The following is a 17,700-nucleotide window of genomic DNA, read 5'->3' as shown; positions in this document are numbered from 1 at the left end:
GTGAATTGAGTGTGAACCCCGCAGAACGACTCGCACGTCTTGCCCAAGAGATATCCGAGTCGCGTAACACAAAAGCAAAACGGCGCAGGACAGACCCGCGCCGCTAGACTTATGCAAGATCAGGGCCTTGCGGCCCGATCCTCAGGTGAAACGCAATCAGCTTTCGCCGCCCGCAGCCTCGTCCTCATCGCCTTGATCGGCAATCCATGCCACTGACACGACCTCTTCATCGGCCCCGGTGTTGAACACCCGAACCCCGCCCGCACTCCGCGATCGGAACGAGATTCCGTCGACTGGCACGCGGATCGACTGCCCGCGCGAGGTGGCCAGCATGATCTGATCGTCCATCTCGACCGGGAAACAGGCGACCACGGCACCGCCGCGCATCGCCTTGTCGATGGCCTGAACCCCCTGGCCGCCGCGTCCGCGCACGGGGTAATCGTGCGACGATGACAGCTTGCCGGCACCCTTGGCCGTGATGGTCAGGATCAGGTTCTCGGCCGCCGACATCTCGGCATAGCGTTCCTGTGTGATCGAGCCCGGTGCGGCGGCGTCCTCGTCATCCTCGATCTCGGCGTCATCCGCCAGACCAGCCACCGCGCGCCGCATCTTGAGGTAGGCGGCCCGTTCGGCAGGATCGGCTTCGAAATGCCGGATCACGGCCATGCTCACCACGCGGTCGCCATTGTTGAGGCGAATGCCCCGGACACCGGTCGAATCGCGCCCTTTGAAGACCCGCACCGCCGTGGTCGGGAAGCGGATTGCCCGACCGGAATCGGTGACAAGCATCACGTCATCATCCTCAGACGCGATGCGCGCATTCACCAGTTCCACGTCGTCGGGCAGTTTCATCGCGATCTTGCCGTTCGATTTCACATTGGTGAAATCCGACAGCGCGTTGCGGCGCACGTCGCCTGCGCTGGTGGCAAACACGATCTGGAGGTCGTCCCAATGGCTTTCGTCGCGATCGACCGGCATGATCGCCGCAATCGACACACCCGACGGGATCGGCAGGATGTTGACGATGGCCTTGCCCTTGGAGGTCCGGCCGCCCTGCGGCAGACGCCAGGTCTTGAGCTTGTAGACCATGCCGTCGGTCGTGAAGAACAGAAGCTGCGTGTGGGTGTTGGCAACGAACAGCGTGGTGACGACATCGTCATCCTTGGTCGCCATCCCCGAAAGACCCTTGCCGCCGCGCTTCTGGGCGCGGAACTCGGTCAGCGGGGTGCGTTTGATGTAGCCGGACTGGGTTACGGTGACGACCATGTCCTCGCGCTCGATGAGGTCTTCGTCTTCCATGTCGCCCGACCAGTCGACGATCTCGGTCCGGCGTGGCACCGCGAACAGGTCTTTCACCTCGCGCAGCTCGTCCGCGATGATCCCCATGATCCGGTCACGCGAGCCAAGGATTTCAAGATATTCGCGGATCTTGCCGGCCAGTTCTTCCAACTCGTCCGTGACTTCCTTCACACCAATCTGGGTCAGGCGCTGCAGCCGCAATTCGAGGATGGCGCGCGCCTGCGCCTCGGACAGGTTGTAGGTTCCGTCCTCGTTGGCGGTGTGGGTCGGATCGTCGATCAGCTTGATGTAGGGCAGGATGTCCTGCGCCGGCCAACGGCGCGTCATCAGCCGGTCCCGCGCCTCGGCCGCGTCAGCAGAGGAGCGGATGGTCTGAACCACCTCGTCGATATTGGTGACCGCCACCGCAAGACCACAGAGGATGTGGCTGCGCTCGCGCGCCTTGCGCAGCAGATACGCGGTGCGCCGCGCCACCACGTCTTCGCGGAAGTCGATGAAGGATGTGAGGAACTTGCGCAGAGTGAGCTGTTCCGGCCGACCGCCATTGAGCGCCAGCATGTTGCACCCGAACGAGGTTTGCATCGGGGTAAAGCGGAACAGTTGGTTCAGCACCACATCCGGCGTCGCGTCACGCTTGAGCTCGACCACGACGCGCACACCGTTGCGGTCGGATTCGTCCTGCACATGGGCGATGCCCTCGATCCGCTTTTCGCGCGCAGCTTCGGCGATGCGCTCGATCATCGTGGCCTTGTTCACCTGGTACGGGATTTCGTCGATGACGATGGCCCAGCGGTCCTTGCGGATTTCCTCGACCCGCGTCTTGGACCGGATGATCACCGACCCACGTCCTTCGAGATAGGCTTTCCGCGCGCCCGAGCGGCCCAGCATGATGCCGCCGGTCGGGAAATCGGGGCCGGGCACGAATTCGATCAGCTGCTCCGAACTCAGGTCGGGCTGCTCGATCAAGGCCAGCGTGGCATCCACCACCTCGCCGAGATTGTGCGGCGGGATGTTGGTCGCCATGCCGACGGCAATGCCGCCCGCGCCATTGACCAGCATGTTCGGGAACCGCGCCGGAAGCACCGTCGGCTCGCGGTCCTTGCCGTCGTAATTGTCCTGAAAGTCGACCGTTTCCTTGTCGATATCCGCCAGCAGGTAGGCCGCGGGCTTGTCCATCCGCACCTCGGTATAGCGCATGGCCGCCGGGTTATCGCCATCCATCGACCCGAAATTGCCCTGACCGTCCAGAAGCGGCAGCGACATCGAGAAATCCTGCGCCATCCGCACCAGCGCGTCATAGATCGCGCTGTCGCCATGGGGGTGGTATTTCCCCATCACGTCCCCCACCGGACGCGCCGATTTGCGGTAGGGCTTGTCGTGGCTGTTGTTGGATTCATGCATCGCGTAGAGGATGCGCCGATGCACCGGTTTCAGCCCGTCCCGGAGGTCCGGGATCGCCCGGCTCACGATCACGCTCATCGCGTAATCGAGATAGGAGGTCTTCATCTCTTCCGCGATCGACACCTGGGGCCCCGTGTACTTGGGGCGCTCCGGCGGCATATCTTCTTTGTTTTCAGGTGTTTCTGGCGTGTCGCTCACGTGGATGGCCTGCTGTCTGTCGCTCTATATCTTGTTGAGCCAGACTATATCAGAGACAGGATGTAGGCTGCAATGCACTTGGCCAATTTAGTGGCATTCGGGCTTTGGCACTCAGCCTTGCGGGTGGCTAACATACTGTTTTTGTTGAAAACCTGCGAATCCGTGGCACAGTTCATGCACAAGAAGAAAAAACGATGAGGTTTGCATGACCGAAATGAGTGAAACCGAATTGATGCTGCGTGGCTATGGGCTGACCACGGCGCAGTTGTTCTACAGGATGCCCGACTACCGGAACGTGCTGAACACGTTTGTCTGGCAGGAATACGATCTGGCTCCGGACCATCCCAAGCTGTTCGAATTCATCGAGTTCTGGCAGGACACGATCGAAGGCCCGCTGCATTCGGTGCAGTACACGCACCGCAAGCTGCTGTCGTCCGGCGAGTGGCGGCAGATCGTGGGCGAGTTCACGCTCCACTGACGTCGGGTCCAACGCCCTGCAAAGGGCGTTGGCGCATTTTCGAAAATGCGCCGAATCCCGTTTGAACGGGCTTCTCCGTCACAGCCCGTAGATCCCTGCGAACTTGGCCTCGAGATAGGCCAGCAACGGACCCTCGTCCGGCGCAAAGCCGCAAGCCCGCTCGATCACCTCGCGCGGCTCGTACAGCCCGCCATGCAGTTGCAGATTGTCCCGCAGCCAGCCTGTTGCGGCAGAGGTATCTCCCGCCGCCAATTGCGCATCCAGATCCGGCACCGCCTTGCGCAGCGCCTCGTGCAGGCAGCCCGCGTAGACATTGCCCAGGGAATACGTGGCGAAATAGCCGAATAGCCCCACCGACCAATGCACATCCTGCAAGACGCCATTCGATGGCTTGTCCACCGCGTAGCCGAAATCGGCCTCGAACCGTGTGTTCCACGCTTCTTCCAGATCGGAAACATCCAGCGTTCCGGCAATCAACCGCCGCTCCAGATCGAACCGCAGCAGGACATGCAGGTTGTACTGCACCTCATCCGCCTCGGTCCGGATATAGCCGTTATGCACCCGGTTCACGGTCGCATAGAAGGCATCCGGATCGCTGATCCCGAAATCGCCAAAGGCCTCGACCATCTGCCCGTGCAACCAGCCGGTGAAGGCGCGCGACCGGCCCAACTGGTTCTCGTAGATGCGCGACTGGCTTTCATGCACACCCATCGACACACCGCGCCCCAAGGGCGTCAGCAGATAGGCTTGGTCGATATTCTGCTCATAGGCCGCGTGACCGACCTCGTGGATCGTCGAATAGATGCAGTTGAACGGGTCTTCCGGGTTGGTCCGCGTGGTGATCCGCACGTCATTGCCGGACCCCGAACTGAATGGATGCACCGCCTTGTCCACACGCCCCCGGCTCATGTCATAACCGAATGTCTTGGCGATCTGCCGCGACAGCCTCATCTGCGCGCTCTCGTCAAATGTGCCGCTCAGCGCCGCCGGGGCAGGGGCGCCCAGCACCTTGTCGCGCAGCTCCACCAGACGCGGCCGCAACGCGCCGAACATCGCGTCGAGTTCCGCCGCCGTCGCCCCCGGCTCGTAGTCCTGCAACAGCGCGTCATAGGGATCGCCCCCATTGGCCAGCGCAGCGCCTTCCTGCCGCCGCAGATCGAGCACGCGCTCCAGCGTCGGGGCAAAGGCCGCGAAATCGTCATTCGCGCGCGCCTCGGCCCAGATGCCCTGCGCCATCGACGTGGTCCGCGCCAGTTCCGCCGCCAGATCGGCAGGAACCTTTGAGGCCCGGTCGAAATCGCGGCGGATGTGCCGCAGATGCGCCTTGGCCTCGTCATCGCTGCCCTCGGCCTTGGCCAGCCAGTCGCCGACACGCGGGTCCATCCGCCGGGCATGCAGAACTGATTCCAGCGCACCCATCTCTTCGGCCCGCTGTGCCGCAGCCCCGCGTGGCATGGTGGTTTCCTGATCCCAGCCAAGACGCCCCGCAACCTGGCCCAGCGCCTCGGTCTCGCGCGTGAACGCCATCAACTCGTCATAGGCGGTGGTCATGCCGTCGCTCCTCGAATGGATTGTTGCACCGGATACTGCGCGCCGAACCGCGCCCGCAGGATCAGCACCCAAAGGATCACCGCCCCCACCTGATGCGCAATCGCGATCTGCCAGGGTGCCATATAGAGCACCGTCACGATGCCCAGCGCCATCTGCACCCAGAGCATCGCAAAGACCGCGTTGAACCGATAGCGCGTGTCCGCATTGGGCGACTTGCGCGCCTTGAGCCAGACCACGATACCGAAGGCCAGCAGCAGATAGCCCGCCATCCGGTGCATGAATTGCACAAGGCCCGCGTTCTCGAAGAAGTTGCGCCAGATCGGCTCGATGTCGAAGGGGAAGGGCGGCAGAAACGCCCCGGCCATCAGCGGCCAGTCGTTGTAAGTGCGCCCGGCATCAATGCCCGCCACCAAGGCGCCCAGCAGGATCTGCAGAAAGCTGAAATGCAACAGCCCCGTGCCCAGCCCATACAGCTTGCCCTCGCGCGACCGCCGCGCCTGCATCAGATCGCGCTCTTCGCGTCCCAGCTCGAACGTGTACCAGGCAATGAAACCCAGAATGACAAAGGCGAGGCCCAGATGGGTCGCCAAACGATAGGACGCCACGTCGAGCATCGTGCCTGTAAGACCGGACGACACCATCCACCAGCCGATTGCGCCCTGAAGACCGCCCAGCACACCCAGAAAAAACAACCGCCCGGTCCAGCCCGTCGGGATCTTCCGCGCCAGCAGGAAGCCGAAAAAGCCCAGCGCCCAGACAAGGCCGATAACCCGGCCCAATTGCCGGTGGCCCCATTCCCACCAGTAGATGAACTGGAACTCGGCAAGGCTCATACCCTTGTTCTGCAACTGGTATTCGGGGATCTGGCGATAGAGGTCGAATTCGCGCTGCCAGTCCTCGGCATTCATCGGAGGCAGTGCACCACTCAGGGGACGCCATTCGGTGATCGACAACCCGCTGTCGGTCAACCGGGTCAGCCCGCCCACGGCGATCATCACCATGACCAGCGCGAACAGGATCATCAGCCAGACCCGGATCGCGCCGCGCGCACCGCGTTTGCCCGCGTCGATCATGCCCCCCTTGGGGGCCTCCTTGCGCGGTGTCTCTGCACCAACCTCTTCAAAGATGCTGCGTTTGCTGCTCATTCAGGGGGTCTCCTTCTTGCGCGAAAGACTAGGTGCAGGGTGGGGGGCCTTCAAGGCGCAGGCCTACCCCTTGTCCTTCCAGCGCACCATTTGCCGCAGGATGCCATGCAGCATGCGCACATCGGCCTGGGTCAGCGGCATCCGGCTCCAGAGATTGCGCAGGTTGAGCCGCATGCTGTCGGCCTTGGTCTCGGGGAAAAAGAAGCCGGCCTGGTCCAGCGTGTCCTCGTAATGCTCGGCCAGCTTGTCGACCTCGATGGCCCGTGCCCAGTCGCTGCCCGCCATCTCGGTCACTTCGGCAGCCACCTCGACCGTCTGCCGCCGCCACTCATACCCGGTGAGCAACACGCATTGCGCGAGGTTCAGCGATGGAAACTCCGGGTTCACCGGCACCGAGATGATGGCATTGGCCAGCGCGATGTCGTCATTCTCCAACCCCGCACGTTCCGGGCCAAAGAGCACCGCCACCTTTTCGCCGGCCGCGATCTTCTCGCACGCAACCTCCATCGCCCGTTCCGGTGTCAGAACGGGCTTCGTGAGGTCGCGCTGTCGCGCGGTCGTGGCGAACACATAGGTGCAATCGGCCACCGCATCGACCGTGCGCTCCACCAGCACCGCATCATCCAGCACGCGCCCGGCCCCCGAGGCCATGGCAACGGCGCTCTGGTTCGGCCAGCCGTCACGCGGATCAACGATACGCATCCGGTCCAGCCCGAAATTCAACATCGCCCGTGCGGCGGCCCCGATATTCTCGCCCATCTGCGGGCGCACGAGGACAAAGGCGGGCTGCGGCGTGTCTCTTGGCATAGGGACTCTCCGAAATCCAAGGGGTCGCGCCTGACTATTGCGCGCGCCCTCAAAGGGCAAGCGGTGCAAGCCCTTGGCGCTGGACGTGAAATCGCTGTATAGGATGGCGATGACCAAGAAAGGGGCCGAAGATGTCCGATGCCGAGCAGCCGCAGATCTACCTGATCACACCTCCCGAGATCGAACTGAGCCATTTCCCGAGTGATCTGGCCCGCGTGCTCGACGCCGAGGACATCGCCTGCATCCGCCTGTCGCTGGCCACCCGCGACGAAGACCTGATCCTGCGCGCCGCCGATGCCGTGCGCGAGGTGGCGCACCGGTTCGACGTGGCGCTGGTCATCGACACCCATGTGGTTCTGGCCCAGCGCCTCGGTCTGGACGGCGTGCATCTGACCGATGGCGCGCGCTCGGTTCGGATGGCGCGCAAGGAACTGGGGGCCGACGCGATTGTCGGCGCGTTCTGCGGCCAGTCCCGCCATGACGGCATGGGCGCGGGCGAGGCGGGGGCGGATTACGTCAGCTTCGGCCCGGTGGGCGAGACGACCCTTGGCGATGGATCGCGGGCCGAGGCGGATCTCTTCCAGTGGTGGTCCGAGATGATCGAGATTCCGGTCGTTGCGGAAGGTGGTCTGGATGCCGGGATCGTGCGCAGCCTTGCGCCGATCACCGATTTCTTCGGCATCGGGGAAGAGATCTGGCGGACGGACGATCCGGTGGCCGCTCTGAAAACCCTGACGACTGCGATGGCTGTCTGACCGGGTCAGGGGGCTGTCTGCCCCCTCGGCGCGTGCCGCGCCTCACCCCCGAAAGAATTTCTCAACCAGAGAAGTAACGAAGCGTTAACCTTAAGGCGGCATCCTGCATGGGCGGTACAGGCGGAAGCGCCGATGACCGTAACCGGAGAAGCCCCCTGCGACACATGCAGGGGGTGGACCCGGCCCATATCTTCTCTGGTTCAAAAATACTTCGGGGGGCCGTTCATTTGGCGCCATTGGTTCAAGCCCAATGGACGGCGGGCAGAGCCCCCAAGCGTTGGATCAGGGAATGATCCGCGTGTATTTCACACCTTCCAGTGTCGCGCCCAACCGCAGACCGGCCTGACCGAAGATCACCGCAATGACCGGCGCCAGCGATGTGGTGGTCTCGGCGGCAATGGTCTCGCCACCTTCGGGGATCGCGTATTCGATATTGGCCCCTGCGGCCCAACCGGGCGAGCGGCGGAAATTCATCAGCGCGTCCTCGGTCATGAAGAACAGCACATGCGCGTATTGCTGGGCCCCGATCTGCAGGCCGGCGCTGGCCTTGGTGGTCGAGTAGTAATCCACCGTGATCCCGCCGACACGAAGCGCACCGCGTCCGAAAGCGCCGCCCAGTCCAAGGCCCGCCTCTGTCACCAGCGGCATGACGAGAATGCCGTTGGCATTGGCGGCAAGGTTCTGGGTGCCGGGAAAGCGGCGGTACATTTCGGCCAGCGTCGCATCGACCCGCGCGTCGATCCGCGCAGCACCGTTGCCGCCCACGCCATTGGCGCAGCCCGCCAGAAGGAAAGTGCCGCCAAGGCCGAGGGCCAGTTCGCGTCGTGTCAGGAGTGTCATGGTTGCTGCTCTTTCTTTGCCGATGCCTCTGGGATCTCCGGCTGTTCCGCCGGTTGGTGCGAAGTATAGCCGCAGCGGCGCGTCCTGTCACTATGGATGGATCACGATAAGCGGCGCACCGCTATCCGTTGCGTCCCCCGACGCACCGCGCAGGTCGGATGTCAGCCCGGCATCCGCTCTCAGCCGTTCAGCAACCGCGCGGCGGCAGGTGCGAAATAGGTCAGCACCCCGTCACAGCCTGCGCGCTTGAAGGCCATCAGGCTTTCCAGCATCACCCGGTCATGGTCGAGCCAACCGCGCTCGGCCGCGCCGGCCAGCATCGCGTATTCGCCGGACACCTGGTAGGCGAAGGTCGGCACGCCGAACATGTCCTTGGTGCGTCGGCAGATGTCGAGATAGGGCATGCCGGGCTTGATCATCACCATGTCGGCGCCTTCGGAGAGATCCCGCGCGACAAGGCGCATTGCCTCGTCCGAATTGCCGGGGTCCATCTGGTAGCCCTTCTTGTCGCCCTTGAAGGCCCCCGAGGCCCCCACCGCATCCCGGAAGGGACCGTAAAAGGCGCTGGCATATTTTGCGGCATAGCTGAGGATCGCGACATTCGAAAAGCCTTCGCCCTCAAGCGCCGTGCGCATCGCGGAGATGCGGCTGTCCATCATGTCCGAGGGGCCAATGATGTCCGAGCCCGCCCGGGCCTGGCTCAGCGTCTGTTTGACCAGCGCCTCGACCGTGCGGTCGTTCTCGATATAGCCGGTCTCGTCCATGTAGCCGTCATGGCCGGTGATGTTGTAAGGATCGAGCGCCACGTCGGTCATCACCATGAGATCGGGCACCGCATCCTTGATCGCGCGGGTGGCGCGGTTGGACAGGTTTTCGGGGTTCCACGCCTCGGCGCAGTCCTCGGTCTTGAGCGCGGGATCGGTATAGGGAAAGAGGCAGATCGCCGGGATGCCCAGGGCATGCGCCTCGCGCGCGGCGTCGACCACCTTGTCGACCGACCGGCGCACCACGCCGGGCATGGAGGCCACGGGTTCCTCCACCCCCTCGCCATCGCGCACGAAGACCGGCCAGATGAAATCGTCCGGGGTCAGCGTGTTTTCCCGCACCATGGCGCGCAACCCTTCAGTGCGGCGCAAACGGCGCAGTCGAGTGGCGGGAAAGGCGGGGGTGATGGGTTTCATGGGGGCGGTCCTTGTCTTTGCCGTGATTGGGTGGCATGGAATGACCGCTGGAACAAGGCCTGCCTCGCAATTAGGCCATCCGAACAAGGGATTGCGCGCGCCTTGGATTGGTACTCTTCCGTTTTTGAACTGATCGATATGCGGTCCTTTTCCAATCTGTGGTTCTGGATCGCGCTTGCCGTGGTCTGGTCTTCGGCCAGCCATTGGATTCTGGGCGTACCCTTCGACATGGTGGGGCGCGCGCGCCGACGTGGCGGGCAGGCGGCCGAGGATCTCACCGACCTTCTGCGCATCAACACCGCGCGGCTGCTCTATATCGCGGAAGAGGCCGGTCTGTGGGTGATCGCGGGCGGCACGTTCTTTCTGACCGGCTTTGCCGTTCTCGGCTGGGTCTACTGGGTCGAGATCGCCCAGGCTTTGTTTCTGCTTGGCTTTCCCATGTCACTGGTCAGCCTTCTGAGCGTCTACACTGCGCGCGCGCTGCATGAGAAAGACCACGATCTCGAAGCAGTCTACAAGCGGCTGGGACGGCATCGGTTGATCGTGCAGGGCATCGGCATGGTGTCGATTTTCATCACTGCGATGTGGGGCATGTACATGAACCTCAGCATTGGTGTTCTTGGCGGTTGACGCCGGGCGGCCCGCGCGCCACATGAGCGCGCTATGAAGACATCCCAGCACATCACCATGGGCGGCGCGCCCGAAGGCTTCGATGCCCGCCTTGTCCTCGCTGAGGCCGAGAAACACGGCGGTGCCGTCTGCCACATCGCCCGCGATGACCGCCGTCTGGCGCAGATGCGCGACGCGCTGCACATCCATGCACCGGACATGCCGGTCTTCGTCTTTCCCGGATGGGATTGTCTGCCCTATGACCGGGTGTCGCCCAACCCCGACATTTCTGCCGCGCGCATGGCGACGCTGGCGGCCCTGACCCATGCGATGCCGCAGCGTTACGTCCTGCTCACCACGATGAGCGCTGCGACCCAGCGGCTGCCGGCACGCGAGGTGCTGCGCGAGGCGGCATTCACGGCCCGTGTGGGACAGCGCGTCAACGAAGAGGCGCTGCGAAGCTTCTTGGTCCGCATGGGATTCAGCCAATCCCCGACGGTGATGGAGCCGGGGGATTACGCTATCCGCGGGGGTATCATCGACATCTTCCCGCCCGGAGAAGGCGGTCCGGTGCGGCTCGACTTCTTCGGCGACGTTCTGGACGGCGCGCGGCGGTTCGATCCGGCGACCCAGCGCACGACGGAAAAGCTGGACCTTGTGGAACTGGCCCCGGTGTCCGAGGTCATTCTGGACGAGGCCGCGATCACGCGTTTCCGTCAGAATTACCGTATCGAGTTCGGCGCGGCCGGCAGCGATGATCCGCTCTACGAAGCGGTCAGCGCGGGCCGCAAGCAGGCGGGAATGGAGCACTGGCTGCCGTTCTTCCATGAAACGCTGGAAACGCTGTTCGATTACCTGCCCGGCGTGCCCGTCACGCAGGACGACCAGATCACCCCGGCACGTCTGTCGCGCTGGGACGGGATCGTCGACCAGCACGAGACCCGCAAGGCCGCGCTGGCGCAGAAATCGCGGATGGATACGGTTTACAAGCCGGTGCCTCCGGGGCAGCTCTACCTTGACGATGCCGCGTGGGAGGCCGCTTTGGGCGACCGCCGTGTGGTACAGTTCCATCCGCTGCCTCAGGCCTCCGGTCCGGGCGTCGTGGATGCGGGTGGACGCATCGGGCGGAACTTTTCGCCCGAGCGCCAGCAGGAAAGCATCAGCCTGTTCAGCGCCTTGGCAGACCATGTGCGCAAGAAGATGGAAGGTGGCCCGGTCGTCATCGCGTCGTATTCCGAAGGGGCGCGCGAGCGGCTGTCGGGGCTGATCGAGGATGAGGGGCTGGCCGAGACCATCGCGATCACCGATCTGACGCGGGTGGGCAAGCGCGGGCTGTATCAGGTCGTCTGGCCGCTGGAGCAGGGGTTCGAGGCGCCTTGGGCCGATGCGGGCAAAGACGCGCGGATCACGGTTGTGTCCGAACAGGACGTTCTCGGCGACCGCCTCATCCGCGCGCCGAAGAAACGCCGCAAGGCCGAGAACTTCCTGACCGAAACGCAGTCGCTGTCTCCGGGCGATCTCGTGGTGCACGTGGATCACGGCATCGGGCGCTATCTGGGGATGGAGGTCATCACCGCTGCGGGTGCCGCGCATGAATGCCTGCTGCTGGAATATGCCGAAAGCGCGAAGCTCTACCTGCCGGTCGAGAATATCGAACTCCTGTCCAAATACGGGCACGAGGAAGGCTTGCTGGACAAGCTGGGCGGCGGCGCATGGCAGGCGAAGAAAGCCCGCCTGAAAGAGCGCATCCGCGAGATGGCGGACAAGCTGATCCGCGTTGCGGCAGAGCGTGCGTTGCGCAAGGCCCCCGTAATGGACCCGCCACCGGGCGCGTGGGATGCCTTCGCGGCGCGGTTCCCCTACCAGGAAACCGACGACCAGCTGCGCGCCATCGAAGACGTGATGGCCGACATGCATTCAGGCCAGCCGATGGACCGGCTGATCTGTGGCGATGTGGGCTTCGGCAAGACCGAGGTCGCCATGCGCGCGGCTTTCGTCGCCGCCATGTCGGGCGTTCAGGTGGCCGTAATTGCGCCGACCACGCTGCTGGCCCGCCAGCATTACAAGAGCTTTGCCGAACGCTTCCGGGGATTTCCTTTGGAAGTCAGACCCTTGTCGCGCTTTGTTTCGGCAAAGGATGCGCAGGCCACACGCGACGGTCTGGCGCGCGGCACGGTCGACATCGTGGTCGGCACCCATGCGCTTTTGGCCAAGGGCATCCGGTTCCAGAACCTCGGTCTGCTGATCATCGACGAGGAACAGCATTTTGGCGTGGCGCACAAGGAGCGGCTCAAGCAGCTGCGCTCGGACATCCACGTGCTGACGCTGACTGCCACGCCGATCCCGCGCACGCTGCAACTGTCGCTGTCGGGTGTGCGCGATCTGAGCATCATCGGCACGCCGCCTGTCGACCGTCTGGCAATCCGCACCTATGTCAGCGAATTCGACGCCGTCACGATCCGCGAAGCGCTGCTCCGCGAGCATTATCGCGGTGGGCAAAGCTTTTTCGTGGTGCCGCGCATCAGCGATCTGGCCGAGATCGAGGAATTCCTTCGCGATCAGGTCCCCGAAGTGACCTATGTGGTGGCGCACGGTCAGATGGCGGCGGGCGAATTGGACACCCGCATGAACGCGTTCTACGACGGCAAATATGACGTTCTGCTGGCGACGACGATTGTCGAATCCGGTCTCGACATTCCGACCGCCAACACGATGGTGGTGCACCGCGCTGACATGTTCGGGCTCAGCCAACTCTACCAGATCCGGGGCCGGGTGGGGCGGTCCAAGACCCGCGCCTATGCCTACCTGACAACGAAACCGCGCGCGAAACTCACACCCGCCGCCGAAAAGCGCCTGCGCGTGCTGGGGTCGCTCGATACGCTTGGTGCCGGTTTCACGCTGGCGTCGCAAGACCTCGACATTCGCGGTGCAGGCAACCTGCTGGGTGAAGAGCAGTCGGGCCAGATGCGCGATGTGGGATATGAACTTTACCAGCAGATGCTGGAAGAGGCGATTGCCAAGATCAAATCCGGCGAGATGGAAGGCCTGTCCGAGGCAGACGACCAATGGGCGCCGCAGATCAATCTTGGCGTGCCAGTGCTGATCCCCGAAGACTATGTGCCGGATCTCGACGTGCGTCTGGGGCTGTACCGTCGCCTGTCATCGCTGCACTCGAAAGTGGAGCTTGAAGGCTTTGCCGCAGAACTGATCGACCGGTTCGGCAAGCTCCCGCGCGAGGTGAACACGCTGCTGCTCGTGGTGCGCATCAAGGCCATGTGCAAACGTGCAGGGATTGCGAAACTCGACGGTGGGCCGAAGGGAGCGACGATCCAGTTCCACAAGGACAAGTTCGCGTCGCCTCAGGGGCTGGTGGAGTTCATCCAGGACCAGAAAGGTCTGGCCAAGGTCAAGGACAACAAGATCATCGTCCGCCGCGACTGGGCCAAGGACAGCGACAAGATCAAGGGTGCCTTCGCCATTGCACAGGATCTGGCGAAAAAGGTCAAAGAGGCTACCACGGACAACGCTCGAAAGAGTTAGCATAGTTATCCGCGAACGGCGGGCATCAAGGTGTCATCACGCTTTCCCCCGGCATCGGGACCGGTGCATCGTAGTGGTAATGGACCCTAGCTCCGAGCCCGACAGAGATGCTTTGCTGAGCGACCCGGCATTTGATCCGTGTCCAAGGGGGCAGATTCTGTCCCATCGGTTCGCGCTTAATCAGATACGGCCTAATTCCCGAATTCAGGGATATTCCCCAGACACCGACTGTCCAGAAGTTCACGCTTCCGGCCAACCCAATTGCGGGACTATGGACGGGCTGAAATCCGAACAATGATCCACGCATATTATTCGCAGTGATCAACATTCCGCCATACCCAAGCGGACCGGCAGCAAAATCGAAAGAATTTATCCAGCCTGTTGCGCCGTTTAGGTCGTCAAGGCTCATCGGGCCAACAGTGTCGAGCGGCATGAAATCGTCATCTTCTATCGCCAGATTATTGTCACCACTGGCTCCAGCACGGAGACCAACGCCCACGCCCGGACCAGCAAAGCCTACGGTTGCGCGCTGGTTCAAACTTCGATTGCGAAACTGAAAAACCCAAATGCCTCCGGTAAGAGCCGGACCACCTCCAACGCTGCCACAGGCGGCGACTTCCCAGTTGTCTGATCTCACGGATGTATGTCCCAAGTTCTCCTCCCAAAAAGCTAGTCTTGAAATAATTATCGTAAGGCTAACAGATTTTGGCCCGTTCTTTAAGTCTGCGGCTCGGCAATAGGGCGTGACAGGCGGTGACCGGGCGGATCTGCAGTAAAGAACCTTGTGCCTGCGCCAGTGTGACTTACCATGTCAAAACGACATCGCAACGCCAATGGAGAGAACTTCAGTCATGCCCCGCACCGGTCAACTCTACATCTTTGGCGACAGCCTGTCGGATGACGGTGCGCTGGCCGTGCAATCCGAACCGGAGCCCATCGACATCTACTTTGCCGGGCGGGCGTCGAACGGGCCGGTCTGGCACGAATATATCCGCAACGACCTTGCCATCGCGCCCGGTGCGACGTCGATCAGTCAGGCCCCGAATTTCGACGGCTATCTCAGCGGATCGCCCCTGAACGGGATCAATTTCGCCCATTCCGGCGCAGTGTCGGATTCCGACAGCAAGCCCCATCTGCCAGGTGCGGTTCAGCAGGCCGAGGGCTTTGCAGACCTTGTCGCGTCGGGTGACATTCCGGCCCCCGATGATCAGGACGTCTTCGTGATCTGGATCGGCGGCAATGATTTTCTCGACCTTGCGGATGCCACGATTTCGGATTTTTTCGACATCCTCAATCTCGACACCACGATTGTCGACAATATCGGGCAGACGGTCCACACGCTGACCGCAACCGGCGCGCAGAATTTTCTCATTCTGGGACAGCCGACAATCGGTGGTGCCTTCCTCGGCGATCGCGCGCCGTCCGGCTCGCTGGTGGCGACGCTCTGGAACAGCCTGACGAACGAATTCAACGACACGCTCTCGTCCTACGTGGCGGATCTGGACTCGGCTGAGGGTGTGTCGGCGCTTTATGTCGACATTGCCGCCTTCGTCGAAGACCTCGAAGACGATCCCGCCGCCTTTGGTTTTTCGAACGTGACCAGCGACGTTTTCAGCGACAATGCCCCGCTGGACGACCAAAGCTATTTCAGCGTGGACGGCATCCACCCGACAGGTGCCGGTCACGCCGCCATTGCCACCTATGTCGAAGAGGTCGCCCGCGCTGCGAATTTCGACCTGACGGCGCTTGCGGGCAACGTCCTGCCGGGGTCGGCGCGAAACGACACTCTGACCGGCACCGGTGGACCGGATACGCTCACCGGACAGGCGGGGGACGACACACTGGATGGCGAGGGCGGTCACGACATCGCGGTGTTCGACAGCGCGCAGAACCAGTTCACGCTGACGCTGGGCTCGGACATCCGCATCACCGACCGAAGCGGGGCCGAAGGGACGGACGTTCTGACGGGGATCGAAACCCTCGACTTTGATGGCGCGGTGTTCGATCTGACGCGTTTCGATGATGGCACAACGCTCAGCAGTGCGGCGTTTCGGGATCTGACCGAGGTCTATGCCAGCTATTTCAACCGCGCGCCCGATGCCCTTGGCCTGCTTTTCTGGGCGGATGCCCTGGCCAATGGCGTGCCGATGACCGAGATCGCCGAGGCCTTTGCGCAGTCGGACGAGGCGCGGGCGGCATTTCCTGAAACGGCGCCGGAAGCGGCGTTCGTCACGACCGTCTACGAGAACACGCTGGGCCGCGCCCCCGATGATGACGGGTTCGCATTCTGGTCCGAGGCGCTCGCCTCCGGCGCGGTCAGCCGCGGGAAGTTCGTGCTGGCCGTGTTGCAGGGCGCACGCGCCGAACCGGCGGACGGAGCGACGCAGGCCTTCCTTGATCAGCAAGCGACGGACCGCGCCTTTCTGGACGGCAAGGTCGATCTTGGTGTGCGGTTCGCAGCCATCCACGGGCTGAGCGACGTGACCGCCGCGACCGAGGTGATGGCGCTTTATGACGGTACGGCAGACAGCCTGACCGCAGCGGTGAGTGCGGCCGATGAGGCCTTTTCTCTGGCCTCCGCCACGGACGGGAGCGGTCAGTTTCTGATCGAACTGTTGGGCGTGGTGGACGACCCGTTCATCGTCTGACGGTCACAGGCATCAGAATTTGGGCATCCCCTTGCGCAGGGCGGGCAGGCGCAGATCGTCATGCACCCGCACGTCGAGGTCCTCGGACACCGTGACGACCCGCAGGCCGGCCGCCCCCGCCGAGGGCTTGTCGACATGGTCGGCAGAGAGCCCGGCCACCACCGCGCCATGGCCCGGCTTCTTTGCATAGGCCTCCATCAGCGCGCGGCGATAGCGGCACTGGAAGCTGTTGCAGATATCGGCCCGGACCGTGCGGTCGAGCGTACAGCCATATGCACCGTGATAGACACAGCTCTGCTCTGTCGAGGTCTTGGGGATCTGCGACAGGTACATCTCGCGGATCGCGGATCGGCTCATCTCGGGACGTGACCAGCGCACATAGTCGATTGTGTCCGCCTCGATGAACGCCATTCTCCCGGCACCGTTGAGGCAACATTCCCCCTGACAGGCGATGCAACTGGCATCGATGACACCGGATTCGGGCTGTTCTTCCTTGCGCCGCGTGACGTAGTCGGGGTCTTCCTGAGGGCGGGCCGGAGTGTGGGTGATCCCGTCGGCCCGGGCATAGCTTTCCTCGATCACGTGGTCGAGATGGGCGACAAAGGCCGCCCGACGGTCCTCGGGCAGGGGCACGATCGGGCGATTGATATGCGGTGCGATGCCATAGGCGATCTTGCCCAGATGTGGTTGCCCCACCGCCTTGGCAGCTGCCCTGAGCACAGGCCGCGCCCGCCGCCTGCTGACCTCGAGATAGGCGGCGTCGCGCGCCAATGCCCGGCGTGCCAACTCGGCCGAGGCCACGATCTGGCGGCGCGTGACGCAGGTCGGACGGGCGCATTCCGCCTTGGCGGGATCATCCTCGGGCGCAAGCGGCTGGGCGCAATGGCGACAGCATCCGGGGCTGTGGGGCTTTGGAAATACGGGCCGGGGAGGAGCAACCATGACGGGTCTCCGGAAATCAGGTCTGACAATGGGGCCTGCGGGGCAGGACAGCGAAGAATGGCGTGATCATGCCAGAAATCCAGCCTTGGGCCAAATGCTCAAAACGTTGATGTGTCGGAGAGGTTGGAGCGGGTAGCGGGAATCGAACCCGCAACGTAAGCTTGGGAAGCTCGCGTGATACCTTTTCACCATACCCGCGCTCTGGCAGACCAGATACGCCGCGTCCCGAGCGGCGTCAAGATCGGTCCGCGCCTTCGGGAGGCCGGGGAACGATCCATTCCACCACGCGTTGCCTGACCAACGAAA

13 protein-coding genes and 1 tRNA gene are annotated in these 17,700 nt (G+C 63.1%); 5 read left to right on the top strand and 9 right to left on the bottom strand.

Annotated elements, in window-relative coordinates; translation table 11 throughout:
- Window positions 1-156: 156 nt before the first annotated feature.
- Window positions 157-2,859, bottom strand: coding sequence for a DNA gyrase subunit A (gene gyrA / locus MRY75_RS20620; protein WP_292309860.1), 2,703 nt, complete (start codon window positions 2,857-2,859; stop codon window positions 157-159).
- A 244-nt stretch (window positions 2,860-3,103) separates the two neighbouring features.
- On the opposite strand from gyrA, the gene MRY75_RS20615 reads away from it, so the two are divergent.
- Window positions 3,104-3,376: an usg protein gene (locus MRY75_RS20615; RefSeq protein ID WP_292309859.1), complete on the top strand. Its 273-nt coding sequence runs from the start codon at window positions 3,104-3,106 to the stop codon at window positions 3,374-3,376.
- A gap of 78 nt (window positions 3,377-3,454) precedes the next feature.
- Here the strand turns inward: MRY75_RS20615 and MRY75_RS20610 are convergent, their stop codons facing one another.
- From MRY75_RS20610 to MRY75_RS20600, 3 genes are all read right to left on the bottom strand, one after another.
- On the bottom strand, window positions 3,455-4,927 hold the full coding sequence (locus MRY75_RS20610) for a carboxypeptidase M32 (RefSeq protein ID WP_292309858.1): 1,473 nt from the start codon (window positions 4,925-4,927) through the stop codon (window positions 3,455-3,457).
- Entirely contained in the window at window positions 4,924-6,072 is a 1,149-nt protein-coding gene (ctaA, locus tag MRY75_RS20605) for a heme A synthase (protein ID WP_292309857.1), read from the bottom strand. Before ctaA ends, MRY75_RS20610 begins: the two co-directional genes overlap by 4 nt.
- A gap of 63 nt (window positions 6,073-6,135) precedes the next feature.
- Window positions 6,136-6,879 carry an RNA methyltransferase gene (locus MRY75_RS20600; protein WP_292309856.1) on the bottom strand — a complete coding sequence of 248 codons (744 nt, stop codon included), beginning with the start codon at window positions 6,877-6,879 and terminating at the stop codon, window positions 6,136-6,138.
- A 131-nt stretch (window positions 6,880-7,010) separates the two neighbouring features.
- Here MRY75_RS20600 and MRY75_RS20595 point away from each other — a divergent pair, with 131 nt between their 5' ends.
- The gene (locus tag MRY75_RS20595) at window positions 7,011-7,634 is read left to right on the top strand and encodes a thiamine phosphate synthase (RefSeq protein ID WP_292309855.1); all 624 of its coding nucleotides are present in this window, start codon (window positions 7,011-7,013) and stop codon (window positions 7,632-7,634) included.
- A gap of 282 nt (window positions 7,635-7,916) precedes the next feature.
- On the opposite strand, the gene MRY75_RS20590 is transcribed toward MRY75_RS20595, so the two are convergent.
- Together MRY75_RS20590 and hemB are read right to left on the bottom strand one after the other, a co-directional pair.
- Window positions 7,917-8,474: a YSC84-related protein gene (locus tag MRY75_RS20590; RefSeq protein ID WP_292309854.1), complete on the bottom strand. Its 558-nt coding sequence runs from the start codon at window positions 8,472-8,474 to the stop codon at window positions 7,917-7,919.
- A 179-nt stretch (window positions 8,475-8,653) separates the two neighbouring features.
- Entirely contained in the window at window positions 8,654-9,655 is a 1,002-nt protein-coding gene (hemB, locus tag MRY75_RS20585; protein ID WP_292309853.1) for a porphobilinogen synthase, read from the bottom strand.
- 102 nt (window positions 9,656-9,757) lie between these two features.
- Between hemB and MRY75_RS20580 the strand changes: the two genes are divergently transcribed.
- On the top strand, window positions 9,758-10,285 hold the full coding sequence (locus MRY75_RS20580; RefSeq protein WP_292309852.1) for a component of SufBCD complex: 528 nt from the start codon (window positions 9,758-9,760) through the stop codon (window positions 10,283-10,285).
- A gap of 33 nt (window positions 10,286-10,318) precedes the next feature.
- Window positions 10,319-13,804 carry a transcription-repair coupling factor gene (mfd, locus tag MRY75_RS20575; RefSeq protein WP_292309851.1) on the top strand — a complete coding sequence of 1,162 codons (3,486 nt, stop codon included), beginning with the start codon at window positions 10,319-10,321 and terminating at the stop codon, window positions 13,802-13,804.
- Between the two features lie 25 nt (window positions 13,805-13,829).
- Here mfd and MRY75_RS20570 read toward each other — a convergent pair whose 3' ends face one another.
- The gene (locus MRY75_RS20570) at window positions 13,830-14,441 is read right to left on the bottom strand and encodes a hypothetical protein (protein WP_292309850.1); all 612 of its coding nucleotides are present in this window, start codon (window positions 14,439-14,441) and stop codon (window positions 13,830-13,832) included.
- 214 nt (window positions 14,442-14,655) lie between these two features.
- Between MRY75_RS20570 and MRY75_RS20565 the strand changes: the two genes are divergently transcribed.
- Entirely contained in the window at window positions 14,656-16,452 is a 1,797-nt protein-coding gene (locus tag MRY75_RS20565) for an SGNH/GDSL hydrolase family protein (RefSeq protein ID WP_292309849.1), read from the top strand.
- 12 nt (window positions 16,453-16,464) lie between these two features.
- Here MRY75_RS20565 and MRY75_RS20560 read toward each other — a convergent pair whose 3' ends face one another.
- Together MRY75_RS20560 and MRY75_RS20555 are read right to left on the bottom strand one after the other, a co-directional pair.
- Window positions 16,465-17,394: a hypothetical protein gene (locus MRY75_RS20560; protein WP_292309848.1), complete on the bottom strand. Its 930-nt coding sequence runs from the start codon at window positions 17,392-17,394 to the stop codon at window positions 16,465-16,467.
- Between the two features lie 124 nt (window positions 17,395-17,518).
- A tRNA-Gly gene (locus tag MRY75_RS20555) sits at window positions 17,519-17,592 on the bottom strand.
- Window positions 17,593-17,700: the final 108 nt, after the last annotated feature.

Source organism: Marivita sp., assembly GCF_022763305.1.
In the GTDB taxonomy this organism is placed as follows: Bacteria; Pseudomonadota; Alphaproteobacteria; order Rhodobacterales; family Rhodobacteraceae; genus Marivita.
This window is presented reverse-complemented; position numbering and strand designations above follow the sequence as displayed.

Bases quoted from the DNA above. Each gene is read 5' to 3' on its own strand.
- gyrA (WP_292309860.1), bottom strand. From the start codon at position 2,859: ATGCCGCCGGAGCGCCCCAAGTACACGGGGCCCCAGGTGTCGATCGCG.
- MRY75_RS20615 (WP_292309859.1), top strand. From the start codon at position 3,104: ATGACCGAAATGAGTGAAACCGAATTGATGCTGCGTGGCTATGGGCTG.
- MRY75_RS20610 (WP_292309858.1), bottom strand. From the start codon at position 4,927: ATGACCACCGCCTATGACGAGTTGATGGCGTTCACGCGCGAGACCGAG.
- ctaA (WP_292309857.1), bottom strand. From the start codon at position 6,072: ATGAGCAGCAAACGCAGCATCTTTGAAGAGGTTGGTGCAGAGACACCG.
- MRY75_RS20600 (WP_292309856.1), bottom strand. From the start codon at position 6,879: ATGCCAAGAGACACGCCGCAGCCCGCCTTTGTCCTCGTGCGCCCGCAG.
- MRY75_RS20595 (WP_292309855.1), top strand. From the start codon at position 7,011: ATGTCCGATGCCGAGCAGCCGCAGATCTACCTGATCACACCTCCCGAG.
- MRY75_RS20590 (WP_292309854.1), bottom strand. From the start codon at position 8,474: ATGACACTCCTGACACGACGCGAACTGGCCCTCGGCCTTGGCGGCACT.
- hemB (WP_292309853.1), bottom strand. From the start codon at position 9,655: ATGAAACCCATCACCCCCGCCTTTCCCGCCACTCGACTGCGCCGTTTG.
- mfd (WP_292309851.1), top strand. From the start codon at position 10,319: ATGAAGACATCCCAGCACATCACCATGGGCGGCGCGCCCGAAGGCTTC.
- MRY75_RS20565 (WP_292309849.1), top strand. From the start codon at position 14,656: ATGCCCCGCACCGGTCAACTCTACATCTTTGGCGACAGCCTGTCGGAT.
- MRY75_RS20560 (WP_292309848.1), bottom strand. From the start codon at position 17,394: ATGGTTGCTCCTCCCCGGCCCGTATTTCCAAAGCCCCACAGCCCCGGA.